We start from the raw sequence: 16,080 nt of genomic DNA, 5'->3' as shown, positions 1-16,080 counted from the left end.
GGCCGCTTCCGGTCGTGCGGGCGGGGTGACCTCGGGGGCCACCCCGCCCGCGGCCATCAGTGGTTGACCTCGAACCAGGGGTTCGCCCAGCCGAGGTAGTGCTGCCCCCACCTGCCGGTGATCTCGTCGATGCTGCTGGGGGTGAAGGTTCCGAGTCCGTGGATGTCGGTGGAGATGATCCCCTGCCCGCCGGTGGAGATCGCCACGTGACCGTGGCTGCCGCCGGAGAAGAACACCAGCGCGCCGCCGGGGACGTCGCGGTCGTCGGCGTGCTTGTACCGGGCGGGAATGGCGCGCCAGTGGGCGACGGCGTCGTCGGATCCGCTGTGGTCGAACCCGTACGCCAGCGCCATGACGTGGTCGCAGCGTTTGCGGTAGTCGGGGTTGTCGGCGGTCGACACGTGCTGCTGAGCCCAGGCGAGCGCCCCCTCACACGAGCGCCCGTCGTCCAGGCCCGGCGCATTGCATGACGCGGTCAACGCCGCGACGGCGGATGCGGCGTACGCGGCCGGCGCCGCCGGGGTTGTGGCCGGGAAGGCGAGCGTCCCGGCGGCCAGGGCGACCGGGATGGTGAGCTTGAGCTTCACGGGTTTCCTCCTCGGGAACAGGCCCCCTTGTCGGCGGGGGCCGTTCGGGTTCGTTCGGTTCGCGGTGAACCGGCTCCGATTCAGCCCGGGCCGACGGGTGTCCGCCGAGTGACCACTGTTCGGGCGAACAGTGTCCGTCCTGCTCAACAACGCTTTACCCTTTGTTCGGACACTGTCCGCATCCGAACGACCACGAAGGGTGAGAGTGCATGGGTGAGGCGCAGACGAGGCTCCCGGACCAGCTGCGGCGCCTGCACGAGGCGGCCGGACGGCCGTCCTACCGCCGGCTGGTGGACCTGGCCCGGCAGCAGCGGCCACCGGTCAAGCTGGCCGTGGCGACCTTGTCGGAGTGGATGTCCGGCAAGGCCGTGCCGAGCGACCCCGCCGTGTTCCGGTTCCTGGTGGAGACTCTGGAAGAACGCGCGAAGCGGCGCGGGCCGGCCCCGACCCGCCGACCTCAGGACTGGCGGGTGTGGGAGCGGTGGCGGCAGGAGGCAATGGCCGAGCGCACCGCCGCCCCGGCCGCAGTCACCCTCGCACCCGTCGCCCCGCCGCCGGTGGCCGAGCCCACCGCCGCCCAGGCCGCGGTCACCACAGGGCTCGCCACCACAGGCCTCGCCACCACAGGCCTCGCGACCACAGGGCTCGCCACCACGGGGCCCGTCACCGCAGGGCCCGTCGCCCCGCCGCCGGTGGCCGGGACGGCTCCGCCAACAACACCCCTCTCGACATCGCCTGGCACCCCGAACACCACCACCACGGCCCGTTCTTCCGCATGGACCCCGGAGCCCGCGCCGCCCACCTCGGCGCCGCCGCCCGCACCGCCTCCTCCATCCACATCCTCACCGACGGCCAGGCCTGGCCACGAGGAGCCAAGCCCTGACGGGTCAGGCCGGTGATCCAGAAGGCGTCGGCACCGAGGGGCCGCCGCCTCACGCGGAGCGGATCACCTCGTCGGCGTCGGCGTCGCGGGCGACGAGGGTGGCGTACCGGCCGCCGAGGGCGAGCAGCTCCTCGTGGGTGCCGCGCTCGGCGATCCGACCGCGGTCGAGGACCACGATCTCGTCGGCGTCCCTGATGGTCGAGAGCCGATGCGCGATGGTGATCGTGGTGCGCCCGGCCGACAGCGCGTCGATCGCCTGCTGCACGGCCTGCTCGGTCTGGGTGTCGAGGGCGCTGGTGGCCTCGTCGAGGACGAGGATGGGCGGGTCGCGCAGGACGGCGCGCGCGATCGCGAGTCGTTGTTTCTCTCCGCCGGAGAACCGGTATCCCCGCTCCCCGACCAGCGTGTCATAGCCGTCGGGCAGCGCGGCGATGTGCTCGTGGATCTGTGCGACCCCGGCCGCCGCGACGATCTCCTCATCGGTCGCGTCCGGCTTGGCGAACCGCAGATTCGCCGCGACGGAGGCGTGGAAGAGATAGGTCTCCTGCGAGACGACGCCCACCGCCGCGGTAAGGGTGTCGAAGGACAGGTCGCGTACGTCGACGCCGTCGATGGTCACGCTGCCCGAGGTCACGTCGTACAGGCGCGGGACCAGGTAACCGAGGGTCGTCTTCCCAGATCCCGTCTCGCCGACGATCGCGAGGGTGCTCCCCGCCGGGACGGTGATGTCGATGTCGCGCAGCGTCTCCCGCTCGGCCCCCGCGTAGCGGAAGCCGACGTCGCGCAGCCGCACGTCGCCGCGGACCTCGCCCACGCGCACGGGGTGTCGTGGCTCGGCGATGTCGACGGGCAGGTCGAGGTACTCGAAGATGCGGCCGAACAGCTCGAGTGAGCTCTGCAGGTCCACGCCGACCTGGAGCAGCTGCACCGTGGGCCGGAACAGACTCTGCTGCAGGGTCGTGAAGGCCACCAGCGTCCCGATCGAGATCAGCATGTGGCCGTTCCGCCCGGTGAGGCCGGCCGCCCAGTAGATGACCGCGGGCATGGAGGACATGACGATCTGAATGATGGACTGCCGCCACCGGCCCGCCATGTTCGCGCGCACCTCGAGATCGGACAGCACGGCGGATTCGGCGGCGAAGGAATCGCTGAGCGCCCGCGAGCGGCCCATCGTGTGCCCGAGCAGGATCCCGCTGACCGACAGGGACTCCTGGACGATCGAGGCCAGCGTGGCGAGCTGCCGCTGCCGCCGGCCGGTGATGCGGCGGCGCTCCTTGCCGACCCGGCGGCTCACCCACACGAACACCGGCATCATGACCAGCGAGACGACCGTCAGCCGCCAGTCCAGGACCACCATGGCGATGACGGTCGCGACGACGGTCGTGAGGTTGGACACCAGCGTGGTCGCGGTCGTGGTCACCGTCGCCTGCATGCCGCCGATGTCGTTGGCGATGCGCGACTGGACCTCGCCGGTGCGCGTACGCGTGAAGAAGGCCAGGGACATGCGCTGTAGGTGCGCGTACACACCGGTGCGCAGGTCATGCATGACCCGCTGGCCCACCTTCGTCGACACGTACGCCTGCGAGACGCTGAACGAGCTGTTCGCCACCGAAATGACGATCATGCCGATGGCCAGGACGGCCAGCAGCCCGACGCGTTGTCTCGGCAGGGCGACGTCGATCACCTGGCGGATCAGGAACGGGTTGACCAGCGACACCAACGACGACGTGAGGACGAGCAGGCCGACGAAGGCCAGGCTCCACCGGTAGGGCCGGAACAGGCGTACGACCCGCCGGAGCGGAACGCGCGCCGACGGGCTCATCTCCGCGGTGGGCGAGCTCGGATCCTCGCGGTCGCCGCCGTCCCGGTCCGCCGGCGGCCCGGGGCCGTCGAGGCCGGACGGCTCCGGGAGCGGCAGGCCGTGCTTGCGTACGGGGACATTCACGGGCGCCTCCACGGCACGGTCGAGGGCAATGCCGACCAAAACAGAGTAACACTCACAATGAGCTCAACTCAGTTTGAGTTTGGTCCTGCTACGATCGAGCCATGGATCAAGAGGAGTCGTCGGCGCAGCTGGCCGATCTGCTCCAGCGGCTGACCAAGCGCCTGCGGCGGGCCCAGCTGTCCCGGCTCGCCCCACTCGGCCTCACTCCGGCCCAGGAGCGTGCGCTACGGGTGATCACCCGTAGCGAGGAGCCGCTGCGGATGACGGAGCTGGCCGAGCGGCTCGGCATCGTTCCCCGCTCGGTCACCACCGTGGTCGACGCGCTCGAGCAGGCCGGGCTGGTCCATCGTGCCGTCGATCCGGAGAACCGGCGCGCCATCCGCCTTCACCTCACCGACATGGGCCTCGCGGTACGCGAAGGGATGCGCGAGGCCCGGCGGCAGGCCAGCGAGGATCTGTTCGCGCCGCTCTCGGGCGGCGATCGCCGACGCCTGATCGAGCTGCTGTCCGTCGTGGACCAGGCCACCGCCGCCGCGCCCGCCGGTCAGGCCTCGCCCGCGCTGACCCGATGACGACGCCCCGGCCGACGACGCGCCGTCAGGCGGCGTCGCCGGTGCGGCGGGCCACCGGGCGCATCCAGACGTAGTAGAGCACCGAGGCCACGACCAGGCCGATGACCCAGGAGACGTCCGCGCCGCCGAGGTGCTTCACGAACGGCCCGGTGTAGAAGGACGAGCTGACGAACGGCACCTCCACCGCGACGCCGATGGCGTAAGCGCCGATGGTGCGCCAGTTGACCCCGCCGTAGACGCCGTCCGGGCGGAAGATCGCGTCGATGTCGTAGCGCTCCTTGCGGACGAAGTAGAAGTCCACCAGGTTGATCGCCGTCCACGGGATCAGGAAGTACGCCAGGAACAGGATGAAGTTCTCGAAGTTGTGCAGGAAGTCGGCGCTCGCGGCGAGCGCGACGACCGTGCCGACGACGGCGGCCACGACGATGAACCCGAGCCGTACGCCGCCGCTCATCCGCATCGGGCGCAGGGCCGTCAGGGTCGTGGTCGCCGACATGAACATGCCGTAGAGGTTCAGCACGTTCACCGCGATGATGCCCAGCACGATGATCAGCGAGAACGCCCAGTGCGGGCCGGCCAGGCCGACGACGAACGACACCGAACCGCCCTCGAACGACTTGGCCGCCACGGCGGCGCAGACGCTGCCGAACGCCATCATCCAGACCGTGCCGATCACGCTTCCGGCGTAGGTCCACCAGAACGCCGCCCGTACCGAGGTCGTCTCCGGCAGGTAACGCGAGTAGTCCGCGACGTACGGCGCGTACGTGATCTGCCAGGTCGCGGCGATCGCCATGACCAGCAGGAACGTACCCGCCCCGACGTGCCCGGAGTGCCAGACCCGGCCCACGTGGTGCCCGGTCAGCAGGTGGTACGTCAGGTAGAGGAACCCGACCGCCGCGATCAGACTGATCCACCGCTCGTACTGGTGGATGAGCCGGTACCCGTAGGCGGCGAGCACGGTGCACAACGCGGACACGATGATCGTGGCGGGCGTGCGGCCGATCCCCCACCAGCCCGCGAGCGCCGAACCGCCGAGCACCGCGCTGGTCGCGAAGAACCCGACGTACATCAGCACGACGAGCAGCAGGGGCACGATCGCGCCGTAGAACCCGAACTGCGCACGGCTCTGGATCATCTGCGGGATGCCGAGCTTCGGTCCCTGCGCCGAGTGCAGCGCCATGAAGACCGCGCCGAGCAGGTTGCCGAGGGTGAGGGCGACGATCGCCCAGGGCAACGGCAGCCCCAGGATCACTCCGAGCGCACCCGTGACCGCCGTGGTCACCTGCATGTTCGCCCCGAACCACACGGTGAACAGGCTCCGCACCGACCCGTGCCGCTCCTCGGGTGGGACGAAGTCGATGGATCGCCGCTCGACCCCGAGGGCGCCGCCCTCCGGATGCCCTCCGGCGGCTCGTGCGCCTCCGCTGACCTCCTGTTTTGCCATGTGGGCACCCTCACGCCCCAGCCGGCGCCCCGCAAGAACCCTTTCCCACGAACCGTCTGAGATCCGAGACCAGGGGTCGGCTCGCCGGGCGGGCGGGGTGTCCGGGGCCACCCCGCCCGACCATCTCCCGGCGCCCATTCCGAACGAGAGAATTCGCGATCAGCCCACCGGCTCGGCGGCAACGGCGATCAGCCCGGCCTGCCGCGGCCGGGCGAGGCCGAGGCGGTAGGCGAGTATCACCAACTGCACGCGGTTGCGCAGCCCGAGTTTCGCGAGCGTGCTGCGGACATGTGACTTGACCGTGCTCTCGCTGACCGAGAGCGTTTCGGATATTTCTGAATTGCTGAGGCCACGTGCGACGAGATCGAGCACGTCGCGCTCCCGAGCCGTCAGGCCCGCCAACTTCTCCTTGACCGCCGTGTCGTCCAAGTCGATCATGGTGTTCTGAAAGGCGGTGCATGACGTTCCGGCCGTAGGTGCCATCAGAACGTATCCCGCCGCGACCATATGCAGCGCGGCGATCAGATCTTCGGAGCTTGAATTCTTAAGCAGCAGCGCCCGGACGCCGTTGCGGAATGCCTCGATGAGTCGGATGTCCGGCGTGTCCGCGAGAAGCATGACTCCCGGCACGTCCGGCCCGTATTCGTCGGCCATGGCGGCCGCCAGCCCGACGGCGTCGATCTGGTGGGACAGCGCGTCGATCACCACGACCTCCGGACTCAGGGCCTTCGTCAGCCTGAGCGCCTCCTCAGCCTCACAAGCCTCACCGACCACTGTGACATCGCGCTCTCCCATCAGGATCGATCGCAGACCGGCCAGCGAGAGCGGCCGGTCGTCCACCAACAAGACCCGCGGCATTATCCCCTCCGACACTCTGGCCCCCATATTGCCAGCCATGGGACTGGGCCTGATGTCAGAAAACATAGCCACGGAGGCACTGTCAATGGATCGTTACATCCTCGAACATGGGCTTCACGGCGAGTCATATCCCTGACGGTGAGTCACCATATGCCCGCCTTCCAGCGACTTCCGAGATACTACAGAGCGTCGAATAGGCACGGTACGTGCAATTAATGCTACGGGCCGAAGTCCTGTAACACGCACGTCATCCAAGCGCCCTGGTAAAAATTACATGACGGACGCCCGGCGACGCAGCGAAGCCGGCGACAGTGACGGTGAGTAATGATCACCGCTACTCCGAAAGTACGACCTCTCGCCAAAAAGGCTACGATCCACAATCCGTATTTCGACGGAGGTATTAATTCGTTGTTTTACATAGGCTTATCGCGTTTAAGGTCACCGCGCACGTCCGTCATGCGCCCCGACCGGCTCCGTACGGGCCGAGGCCGGCTCCCTCATGACACGTGGGCGGAGAGCCACCCACGTACAGCGGAAGGGACATCAGAGTGGACGTCCGAAGCATGACGCGGCGAACGCCGACCGACGCCGAGAACGTACGGTTCACGTTCGGGCTGCGGATCCCGACCGAGGACGGCCAGTTCCTCAGCGGGATCGCCTACCTGCCCAAGAAGGCCGAGCCGGTCCCGGCGATCGTGGAGCTCAACCCCTACACGAGCGACTCCCGGCACGACGACGGTGTGTTCTACGCGGCGCGCGGATTCGCCTTCGTCGTGGTCGACGCGATGGGACGCGGCGACTCCGAGGGAGAGTACTTCGGCTTCATCCGCGACGGCCAGGACGGTTTCGACGTCATCGAGTGGGTCGCCCAGCAGCCGTGGTGCGACGGCCAGGTGGGCATGCACGGCTCCTCCTACACCGGCTGGAACCAGTGGCGGGTGCTCGGCGAGCTCCCCCCGTCCCTGAAGACGATCGTGCCGGCCGGCGCTCCGATGGGCGCCCTCGACCAGCCCCGGGGCGGGATCCCGTCGCTGTACGGCCTCGTGTACGCCACCGCGACGCTCGGCCGTGCCCCGCACTGGTCGGCGTTCCGCGAGACCGGCGCCTGGCACGACCTGCTGGCCGACGCCTGGCGCAAGAACGAGTCCGAGGCGTCCATCCGCGAGCAGCTCGGCTTCCCGTCGGACCCCTACGAGGGCATGGAGGACCAGATCTACCCGGGCAACCCGTGGATGGAGTTCCTCATCCCGTCCGAGGAGGCGCTGCGCGGCGCCGACGTGTCCGTACTGTCGATCACCGGCATGTACGACGACTCGCAGCTCGGCGCGCTGTACCACCACCAGCGGCTGCTCGACCACGCGAGTGAGAGCACCAGGGCGCGATCCCACCTGCTCATCGGGCCGTGGGACCACTACGGCACCGAGACCGGCGAGCCCCGCGTCGGCGAGCTGCGGTTCGGCCCGGAGGCCTCGGTGGACCTCAGGGAGCTGCGCGCCCAGTGGTACGCCTGGACGATGAAGGACGGCGAGAAGCCGGCCCTGCTGACCGACCCCGTCGTCTACTTCCAGACCGGTGACGAGGAGTGGCGCGGCGGCGCCTCCCTGGACGACGTCGCGGGACAGGCCCGGACGTACTTCCTCGTGCCGGGCACCGGCTCGGGGGAGGTCTTCCACTCGGGAGCGCTGCGCGCCGAGCCGGAGGCCGGCCCGGACTACACCTTCACGGCGGACCCGGCGGACGATCACACGATCCGGCTGGAGCTGCTGAAGCGGCCGGACGAGCACCGCGACGTCCCGACCGTCCCGCGCACCTTCAACAGCCTGTTCCTCACCTCCTCCGGCCACGACCCGACCAACGCCGTCTTCACCACCGACCTGGGCCGCGACGGCGTCGTCTACCACACCTCCCCGCTGGCGGACCGCGTACGGGTGGTCGGGCGGCCGCGGCTGAGCCTGCGGCTCACCCTGGACGTGCCGGACGCGGACCTGATGGTCCTCCTGCACGAGGTGCGCGGCGACGGCACCGTGGTGTTCCTGTCCTCGGACCTGCTGCGGCTGCGCTTCCGCGCCCTGCCGGAACAGCCCGTCTTCGTCGAGCCCGGGGAGCCGTTCGACCTGGACCTGAACGGCTTCCGCTTCATCACCCGCACGCTGGCCGAGGGGTCGCGGCTGCGCCTGACGGTCCGCAACGCCCACTCCGTGCTGCTCGGCAAGAACCCCCACACCGGTAAGCCGGCCGGCCTGGAGGAGCCCCGGGTGGCGCACTACCAGGTGCACCACGACGCCGCGCACCCTCCGCGCCTGGAGCTCCCCATCGCCTGAGCCCGCACACGAAGAAGGCCCTTCCCCCGGCCACCGGGGGAAGGGCCTCGCTCATGGCGGAGGTCAGGTCCGCTGCGAGCTCACTGCCGCGCTCGCCTCCTCACTCGCTTCGCGGCCGGCTCGTACCTCACCGACCACTCCGCTCGCTCGTCGGCTCGCAGCGGACGCGCCTGAGCACGCCGTCCAGCACGGCCTTCGGCTCGGCGACGGCGTCGGCCGAGCGCCAGGCGATGTAGCCGTCCGGGCGCAGCAGCACCGCGCCGCTCGGGCCGACGCCGTACCGCTCCTGCCAGCGGCCCTCGACGTCGTGCAGGTCTCCGCCGACGCGGTGGGCGATGAGGGGCGCGGCGAGGTCCCCCGCCGCCTGCGTCCAGGCCGTCCCGTCGGGCCCGGCGAGGAGGACGAAGCCCGCGCCGGACAGGTCGATGGTGGACAGCCGCGCGCCGTCGCGTTCGAGGACGACGTGGGCGCCGCGCGTCCCCGGGCGGCCGCTCGGCTCGCGGGGGTTCTCCGTCGGCAGGCCGTCGTCGGGCTCCTCGGTGAGGATGGCGCGCGAGCGGTACCGGTAGCCGATGGTGACGCCGATGTTGTCGGCCTTGACGTCGCGGGGGATGTCGGTCCGGTGCGGGGCCAGGCGTTCGAGGTAGTTGACGACCGTACGGGCGACGGTGACCTCGGCGACGGGTGCCCGTTCCTCCTCGTACGTGTCGAGGAGCCCGGGACCGGCCTCGTTCTGGAGGACGGCCGCCAGCTTCCAGGCGATGTCGTAGCCGTCCTGCATGGCGGTCTGGCCGCCGAGCCCGCCGGCCGGCGTCATCTGGTGCGCGGCGTCGCCGATGATGAAGATCCGCCCGTCCCGGAGGCGGTCGGCCACCCGGGAGGCCATCTCCCAGGGCAGGGTCTCCACGATCGTGGCCTCGAGGTTCCAGACGCCGAAGGCGGCGCGCACCCGCTGGAGGCACTTGGCCGCGTCGAAGCCGTCGGGCGACTCCTTCACCGGGTCGTAGTCGAAGGAGACGCTGCCGCGCTCGGGGATGTGCGTGCCGATGTAGGACCCGGTGAACTTGGGGTTGCGCAGGTAGTAGAGGGTCGCCTCCTTGCCCTTCATGAGCCTGGGCAGCGCGTCGGACTCGAAGGTGACGTTGATGTTGTGCGACAGCGTGCCCACGCCGTGGGTCCCGATGCCCAGGCCCTCGCGGATCGTGCTTCGATGGCCGTCGGCGGCGACCAGGTAGTCCGCGCGGACGGTGGTCTCCGCGCCGGACGTACGGTCGCGGATGATCGCCGCGACACCGTCGTCGTCCTGCCGGAAGGAGACCAGCTCGGTGCCGAACCGCACGTCGGCGCCCTGCTCCTTGGCGAACTTCAGCAGCACCGGCTCGATCTGGTCCTGCCCGGCGCTGCTCACGCGTACCGGCGTGATCTCGCCGTCGATGACGGCCTCGGCCTCCTCCGCGAGGTTCATCCGGTGGAACTCCGGCCCGGTGACGGTCGCGCCGATCACCATGGCGAAGTCCTCGATCGCCCACGGTCCCGCGTCGACGAGCGCGTCCTCCAGGCCGGGCACCGCGCGCATCAGCTCCATCGTCCGCTCGTTGACCCGGTGCGCGCGGGGGTGGAACGACGGCCCGGGGTGGCGTTCGACCAGGATCGGCTGGACACCCCGCCAGGCGAGGAACAGCGCCGTGGTCAATCCGGACAGGCCGCCACCCACGATCAGTACGGGCGCCCGTTCGTCACTCATGTCTCTCCTCCTGTGGTCGGGCACGGCCGTTCTCCGCCGCGTCCTTGATCTTGTGAAGCGTCTGCCGCATGCCGTCGAGCCGCACCTGCCGGCGGTCGCGGCCCAGGAGGCCGGTGGCCTCGACGATCCGGATCGGCAGCGGCGGCCGGCCGACGGGGGCGTTCCATTCGGTGACGCGGGTCCCGCCGTTCTGCGACTCGAGCCGGTAGCCCCAGCGCATCCGCGACTCGGTCACCTCGAAGGCGAAGCGGCGCGGCCGGTCGTACTCGATGACCTCGCAGTGGGTCGACCACCGCATGATCCCCTTGCGGTTCGCGCCGGTGAACCGGGCGCCGTGGCCAGGGTCTCCGGACCAGCGGCCGCCCTGGTTCTCCGGGCTCCACTCGCCGTAGCGGGTGATGTCGGCCACGAGCTCCCAGACGGCCTCCGGGCGCGCGCCGATCCAGATCGTCACCTCGTCCATGTCTCCTCCTCGGAGTAGAGATAGTTAGCAAAGTAACGATGTACGACCGTGACCGAGTGCGTCAACGGGGCCGCCGAGGAGGGAGAGTCCTCAGCCCGGGATGGCGAGTTCCTCCTTGGCCACGGCCTCCGTCACCGGGCGCCCTCGGTCGTCGACGCCGCGAGTGAGGTAGCGCATCTCCGCCGGCGCGTCGGCGGCGAGCCACCGGGCCATGCGCTTCAGCTCGAGCCCGTCCGGGAACAGGAAGCGCCGCTCGGGCCGCTCGATCCCGATGCCGCGCAGCACCGCGTCGGAGCCGATGATCCGCTGAAGCAGGTGCCGTCCCGCCTCGGCGGACTCCCGCTCGCCGCGGTCGACGGCCTCGCAGACGTCCACCATCTCGCGCCAGAGCGCGGCGTACCCGTGCAGATCCGGCATGAGCAGGCCCGGGTACGGGGCGTCCTCCATCGCCTTGAGAACGTCGTCGTCGCCCGTGCTCCGGAACCGCTCGATGTAGCGGTCGAACCGCAGGTTGATGGGCACCTCGGCGGCGCACCACACCCGGTAGACGGCGTTCCACAGCTCGTAGGAGGTGAATCCGATGAACGAGCAGTTGACCAGCTCGTCGTTGTGCCGGATGAGCCCCTGCTGGAGCCGCTCGACGTACTCGAAGCGCTCGACGGAGAAGTCATCGTCCTTCAGCGCCGCGAGCAGCCGCCACGCGAGGGAGTTGATCACCTCCATCGTGTTGGTGAGGCCCCGCGAGAACAGCGGGTCGATGAAGCCGGCCGCGTGCGACATCAGGCACCAGCGGTGGCCGACCGTCCGCGTCGAGGTGTACTGCAGCCGGCCGGTGGACACCCACGGCCGTACGGTCCGGGCGTCGGCGAAGATCCGCTCCACGGCCGGGAAGCGGCTCGCGTGACGGTAGAAGTCCTCCTCGGGCGACATGTCGTCCGGCTTGGGGTACATCCGCTCGTCGAGGGTGAGGCCGACGCTGACGAGGGGGTTCTTCGAGCGCGGGTCGTTGTTGAACGGGATGACCCAGAACCAGCCGCGGTCGAACATGTGGTGCATCGTGCCCTGCACCCACGGGATGGGCGGCATGTCCCGGCCGTCCATCGTCAGGCACTCGTCGGTGGGCCGGACGTCCAGCATGTGGGTGAACAGGGACCGGGAGTGGTGCTTGAGCGCCGACGGATCGGCCCGCAGCCCCAGCTTGTCCGCGATCGGCGACCGGAACCCGCTGGCGTCGACGAGGTAACGGCCCGTGTGGCGCTCGCCTCCCGGGCCGGTGATCGTGACCTCGTCCTCGCCCAGGTCGATGTCGGTCACCCGGAACCCCTGCCGCGCGACGCAGCCGTACCCGATCGCCGTGTGGAAGAGGTAGGAGTCGCTGTCCTGGCGGTGCAGATGGCTCGTCTGCAGGGCCTTCGACGGCGGGCTGAACTGGTTCGTCTCGGCCGGGTCCGGCTCCTCGCCCTCGTGGTGCAGCATGAAGCCGAAGTGCCGCTTCGTGCCGGACGTCGGGCCGATCGTCTCGATGCAGTCCTCGTACGACGTGATCGGCTCCAGTTCGGGCACGCCGTACCGCGCGGCCAGGAGCCGCATCGCCTTGAGCGTGTAGAGCGTGGTGGACTCCCCCACCGCGAACCTCGGGTGGACCCCGGCGTCGACGAGCAGCACGCTCGCGCCGTTCCGGGCGAGGACGGACCCCAGCACCGAGCCGGCGATGCCCGACCCGAGGATGATGACGTCGTACGGGCCCCTGTCGCGGCTCCGCGCGTATGGCATGGTCTCCTCCGCAGAATTGGCGTTGAATCGTCTAGACCCGGGTGCCGCTCCCGGCCATGCGCGACTCGGGCGTCCCGACCGGGACGGGTTCGTCGGCACGGAGTGGGGCGTTCGGCAGGAGCGGGCCGGTCATCGCGGTGGTCACCAGCGCCATCAGGACCATCATCGTGAACATCCGCGGGTCGAGGACCCCGAGGCTCACCCCGGCGTTGAGGATGACCAGCTCGGTCAGGCCCCGCGTGTTCATCAGCACGCCCAAGGTGCCGGCGTCGCGCCAGCGCATCCCCGCCAGCAGGCCCGGCGTCGCCGCGCCCACCAGCTTGCCCGCGCAGGCCACCAGGATGATGCCCGCGAGCTCGAGGTAGCCGTATCCGGAGATGGCGCCGATGTCGACGCCCAGGCCGGTGACGATGAAGAAGACGGGGAGCAGGACCATGCTGATGTGGTCGAGCGGCTGCTTCACGCCGTCGCGCAGGACCTTCATCGGCTCGCGCGGCATGATGAACCCGAAGGCGAAGGCACCGAAGATCGCGTGGATGCCGATCCACGTCGTGGCGTACGAGGACAGGAACAGGCCGGCGACGATGACGACGATCAGCCGGCGCGGCACCCGGTCATGGGCCCACCTGCGGACGACGGCGGCGAGCAGCGGGCGCACGACGAGGGCCATCACGGCCACGTAGAGCACCGCCAGCAGCCCGATCTGCAGCAGGTCGCCCGGGCCGCTCGCGGTGACGATCGCCGCGACCAGGGCGAGTATGCACCAGGCCAGCACGTCGTCCACAGCCGCGCTCGCCAGCGCGAGCGCTCCGACCGAGGTCGCCATCATCCGGTGCTCGGCCAGGATCCGGGCCAGCACCGGGAACGCCGTGATCGACATCGCCGCGCCCATGAACAGCGCGAACGCGACGAACGAGATGTGGTGACCGCCGAAGTAGGAGTGGTGGGGGTACAGCAACGCCGCCAGGCCGAAACCCAGGGCGAAGGCCAGCACGATCGAGCTGAGCGACACCGCCGCGGCGGTGCGGCCCCGCCCCCGCAGCAGCTTCTTGTCGAACTCCCAGCCGATCCCGAACATGAAGACGAGCAGACCGACCTGGGCGACCGCGGAGAGGAACGGCCGCGCGGCGACCGGGAACAGGCGGTGCGTCAGGTCGCCGGGCAGCAGGCCGAGCAGGCTCGGGCCGAGCGCGATCCCGGCGACGATCTCTCCGATCACCGGCGGCTGCCGGAGGTACCGGGCCACCCTGCCGAGCACGCTCCCGGCGATCAGGACGATGGCGATGTCGGCCATCACGGCCGCGAGGATCAGGTCAGAGTGCTGAGCAAGGCTTTCCATTCAGGACCTCACCTAGAGGGACGCCGGCGTACGCGGCCGGGCCGGCCGGAGCGGACGGGCTCGGCGGCCGTCGACGGGCCGCCTCTGCCGACGGAGCGCCGGCCAGGAGGGGATGGGCTCGGCGCCCCTCGACAGGCCGCCGTCTCCCGACGGAGCGCCGGCCCGGCACTCCGCCCGTGCGGGACAGCCCGCACGGGTCGGGACGGACGGGTCGGGACGGACGGTCGGTCGGGACGGACGGTCGGTCGGGACGGACGGTCGGGACGGACGGTCGGGACGGACGGTCGGGACGGACGGGTCGGTCGGCGCGCGTAGATCAGGGCGGGCTGGTCAGTCGGCGCGCGCGGGTCCGGACGGGTCAGTCGGCGCGCGCGTAGGTCAGGACGGGGTCGATCTGCGACACGACCGCCCACCGGTCGAAGGCGTTGCGGTCCTCGACCACGCGGCCGTCCCGTACCTTCCAGATCACGATGCCGCTCGCCGTGACGACGCGGCCCGTGGGCGGCACGCCGCAGAACTCGCCGACGTGCCGCGCGTGCGTCGTGAAGTGGGTGACCACCAGGTCGCCCTCGGCGACCTGGAGATCGATGTGAACGCTCATGTCGGCGAAGGCCGCCCGCCGGTGCCGCACGCTCCGCTTCGGGCCGTCCGGCCCGACCCTGCGGCCGCGCAGCAGGAGGTCCGGGGCGAAGATCTGGTCGGCGACGTCAACGTTGCCCCGTTCCCAGCCCTCCCGGAACCAGCGGCGGGCGAGCTCCTTGTTCGCCTCCTGGACGTCCAGGCCGACGGTCGCACCCATCAGCTCGCCGACCCACGTACGCCCGACGTTCCCGTTCCCGGCCCGCCCGCGCCCGGACCACCCGGCACACCCGCGCCCGGACCGCCGGGCACAGCCGCACCTGGGCCACCCGGCGCGCCTGTGGGCGGACCGCCCGGCAGACCCGCGCCCCGCCCTCCCGGCAAACCCGCGCCCGGACCACCCGGCACGCCCGCACCCGATCCACCCGGCGCACCCGTACCGGGGCCACCCGGCACGCTTACGGACGGACTGCCCGGCGCACCCACGCCCATGCCACCCGGCATGCCGACGGGCGGACCACCCTGCACGCCCACGCCCGGGCCGCCCGGCATGCCGGCGGGCGGGCCGCCCATCGGGCGGAAGCCCCGCACGTTGTGCTTGGTGGCGTGCGCCACCATCTCCTCCCACTCCGGGCGGCGCCCGTCGCGCAGCAGCTCGCTCAGCCCGATGAAGAAGTCCTCGACCCCGCCGGGCGTGACGATGACGAGCATCCGCGAGGGGCCGTCGGAGATGTTGCGGAACTGGTGGGAGACCCCGCGCGGCCCGTACGCGAGGGTGCCGGGCGTCGCGACGTGGAGCTCCCCGTCGACCCGGATCTCGTACTTGCCCTCGGTCACGAAGAAGGCCTCGTCCTCGGTGTCGTGGATGTGCAGCGGCGGGCCGCCGTTCGGCGGCGTGGTGATCTCCATGAAGGTGTAGAGGCCGCCGGTGTCCTCCTTGCGGAGCAGGAAACGGCCCTGCTCGCCCATCCAGCGGACGGGGTCGACCTCGTCCCGGATCACCAGCTTCGGGGGCGCCAACGTCATTGGTCAGGCTCCTTGTCGTCTGTGAGAGGCCCGGGCGGCGGGACGACGGCCCGCCGCCCGGCCCGGGAGGTCAGGCGGGGTCGGGGATGACGCCCAGCTGGCGCATCATGGTCAGGTCGTCACGGACGGCCCAGTGGTCGCTGATCCGGCCGTCGACGACGCGGATCATGTGCAGGTGCTTGACCGCGACCTCCTTGCCGGTGGCCGGCAGGCCCATGCCCATGAGCGGCCCCTTGTGCGTGCCGCGCATGACCAGCCGCAGCGACACGAGGTCGTCCTCGGCGATCGCCGCCTCGACGTCGTACCGGAGGTCGGGGAAGGTCATGAGGACCTGGGCGGCGACCTCCAGGACGCGCTTGTTGCCCTGCGTGGCACCGGGCGGCGCGTTGTGGTCGCGGTAGTCGGGGTGGAAGAGCTCGTCGAGCTTGTCGGCGTTCTCTCCGGTGAGCAGCGTCATCGCGGTCAGGACGATCTGCTTGTTCTTCTCGCTGAGGGCGGCGTCGACCACCATTCCTCCTTCGGTTGCGGAAATCGCTGAGGGTCGAA

The 16,080-nt window shown here is 70.5% G+C and carries 14 protein-coding genes; 3 read left to right on the top strand and 11 right to left on the bottom strand.

Annotation, left to right across the window (positions count from 1 at the left end):
* Nucleotides 1-56: 56 nt before the first annotated feature.
* Nucleotides 57-587, bottom strand: a complete 531-nt coding sequence (locus ABEA24_RS20100) for a hypothetical protein (protein WP_345432471.1) — start codon at nucleotides 585-587, stop codon at nucleotides 57-59.
* A 209-nt stretch (nucleotides 588-796) separates the two neighbouring features.
* Here ABEA24_RS20100 and ABEA24_RS20095 point away from each other — a divergent pair, with 209 nt between their 5' ends.
* Nucleotides 797-1,486 carry a superantigen-like protein SSL4 gene (locus ABEA24_RS20095; RefSeq protein ID WP_345432470.1) on the top strand — a complete coding sequence of 230 codons (690 nt, stop codon included), beginning with the start codon at nucleotides 797-799 and terminating at the stop codon, nucleotides 1,484-1,486.
* A gap of 33 nt (nucleotides 1,487-1,519) precedes the next feature.
* Here the strand turns inward: ABEA24_RS20095 and ABEA24_RS20090 are convergent, their stop codons facing one another.
* A complete protein-coding gene (locus ABEA24_RS20090; RefSeq protein WP_345432469.1) occupies nucleotides 1,520-3,415 on the bottom strand; it encodes an ABC transporter ATP-binding protein in 1,896 nt (631 codons plus the stop codon).
* 101 nt (nucleotides 3,416-3,516) lie between these two features.
* On the opposite strand from ABEA24_RS20090, the gene ABEA24_RS20085 reads away from it, so the two are divergent.
* Complete coding sequence (locus ABEA24_RS20085; protein ID WP_345432468.1) at nucleotides 3,517-3,987, top strand: MarR family winged helix-turn-helix transcriptional regulator; 471 nt, start codon at nucleotides 3,517-3,519, stop codon at nucleotides 3,985-3,987.
* Between the two features lie 25 nt (nucleotides 3,988-4,012).
* Here the strand turns inward: ABEA24_RS20085 and ABEA24_RS20080 are convergent, their stop codons facing one another.
* Both ABEA24_RS20080 and ABEA24_RS20075 read right to left on the bottom strand, forming a co-directional pair.
* Nucleotides 4,013-5,431, bottom strand: a complete 1,419-nt coding sequence (locus ABEA24_RS20080) for a purine-cytosine permease family protein (RefSeq protein ID WP_345432467.1) — start codon at nucleotides 5,429-5,431, stop codon at nucleotides 4,013-4,015.
* Between the two features lie 159 nt (nucleotides 5,432-5,590).
* Nucleotides 5,591-6,271, bottom strand: a complete 681-nt coding sequence (locus tag ABEA24_RS20075) for a LuxR C-terminal-related transcriptional regulator (protein WP_345432775.1) — start codon at nucleotides 6,269-6,271, stop codon at nucleotides 5,591-5,593.
* 581 nt (nucleotides 6,272-6,852) lie between these two features.
* On the opposite strand from ABEA24_RS20075, the gene ABEA24_RS20070 reads away from it, so the two are divergent.
* Complete coding sequence (locus ABEA24_RS20070) at nucleotides 6,853-8,610, top strand: CocE/NonD family hydrolase (RefSeq protein ID WP_345432466.1); 1,758 nt, start codon at nucleotides 6,853-6,855, stop codon at nucleotides 8,608-8,610.
* Nucleotides 8,611-8,737: 127 nt separating this feature from the next.
* On the opposite strand, the gene ABEA24_RS20065 is transcribed toward ABEA24_RS20070, so the two are convergent.
* The 7 genes from ABEA24_RS20065 to ABEA24_RS20035 form a co-directional block, all read right to left on the bottom strand.
* The gene (locus tag ABEA24_RS20065) at nucleotides 8,738-10,354 is read right to left on the bottom strand and encodes an FAD-dependent monooxygenase (protein WP_345432465.1); all 1,617 of its coding nucleotides are present in this window, start codon (nucleotides 10,352-10,354) and stop codon (nucleotides 8,738-8,740) included.
* The gene (locus ABEA24_RS20060) at nucleotides 10,347-10,817 is read right to left on the bottom strand and encodes an SRPBCC family protein (protein ID WP_345432464.1); all 471 of its coding nucleotides are present in this window, start codon (nucleotides 10,815-10,817) and stop codon (nucleotides 10,347-10,349) included. The genes ABEA24_RS20065 and ABEA24_RS20060 overlap by 8 nt, the downstream gene beginning before the upstream one ends.
* 90 nt (nucleotides 10,818-10,907) lie before the next feature.
* Nucleotides 10,908-12,590, bottom strand: coding sequence for an NAD(P)/FAD-dependent oxidoreductase (locus tag ABEA24_RS20055; protein WP_345432463.1), 1,683 nt, complete (start codon nucleotides 12,588-12,590; stop codon nucleotides 10,908-10,910).
* A 31-nt stretch (nucleotides 12,591-12,621) separates the two neighbouring features.
* Nucleotides 12,622-13,929: a cation:proton antiporter domain-containing protein gene (locus ABEA24_RS20050; protein WP_345432462.1), complete on the bottom strand. Its 1,308-nt coding sequence runs from the start codon at nucleotides 13,927-13,929 to the stop codon at nucleotides 12,622-12,624.
* Between the two features lie 358 nt (nucleotides 13,930-14,287).
* Complete coding sequence (locus ABEA24_RS20045; protein ID WP_345432461.1) at nucleotides 14,288-14,728, bottom strand: ester cyclase; 441 nt, start codon at nucleotides 14,726-14,728, stop codon at nucleotides 14,288-14,290.
* On the bottom strand, nucleotides 14,728-15,534 hold the full coding sequence (locus tag ABEA24_RS20040; protein ID WP_345432460.1) for a cupin domain-containing protein: 807 nt from the start codon (nucleotides 15,532-15,534) through the stop codon (nucleotides 14,728-14,730). Before ABEA24_RS20040 ends, ABEA24_RS20045 begins: the two co-directional genes overlap by 1 nt.
* A 70-nt stretch (nucleotides 15,535-15,604) precedes the next feature.
* Complete coding sequence (locus tag ABEA24_RS20035; protein WP_345432459.1) at nucleotides 15,605-16,045, bottom strand: ester cyclase; 441 nt, start codon at nucleotides 16,043-16,045, stop codon at nucleotides 15,605-15,607.
* Nucleotides 16,046-16,080 lie beyond the last annotated feature (35 nt).

The organism is Actinoallomurus vinaceus (genome assembly GCF_039542055.1).
Lineage (GTDB): Bacteria > Actinomycetota > Actinomycetes > Streptosporangiales > Streptosporangiaceae > Actinoallomurus > Actinoallomurus vinaceus.
Note: the sequence above shows the minus strand (reverse complement) of the source record. Positions and strands in the feature narration are given on the sequence as shown.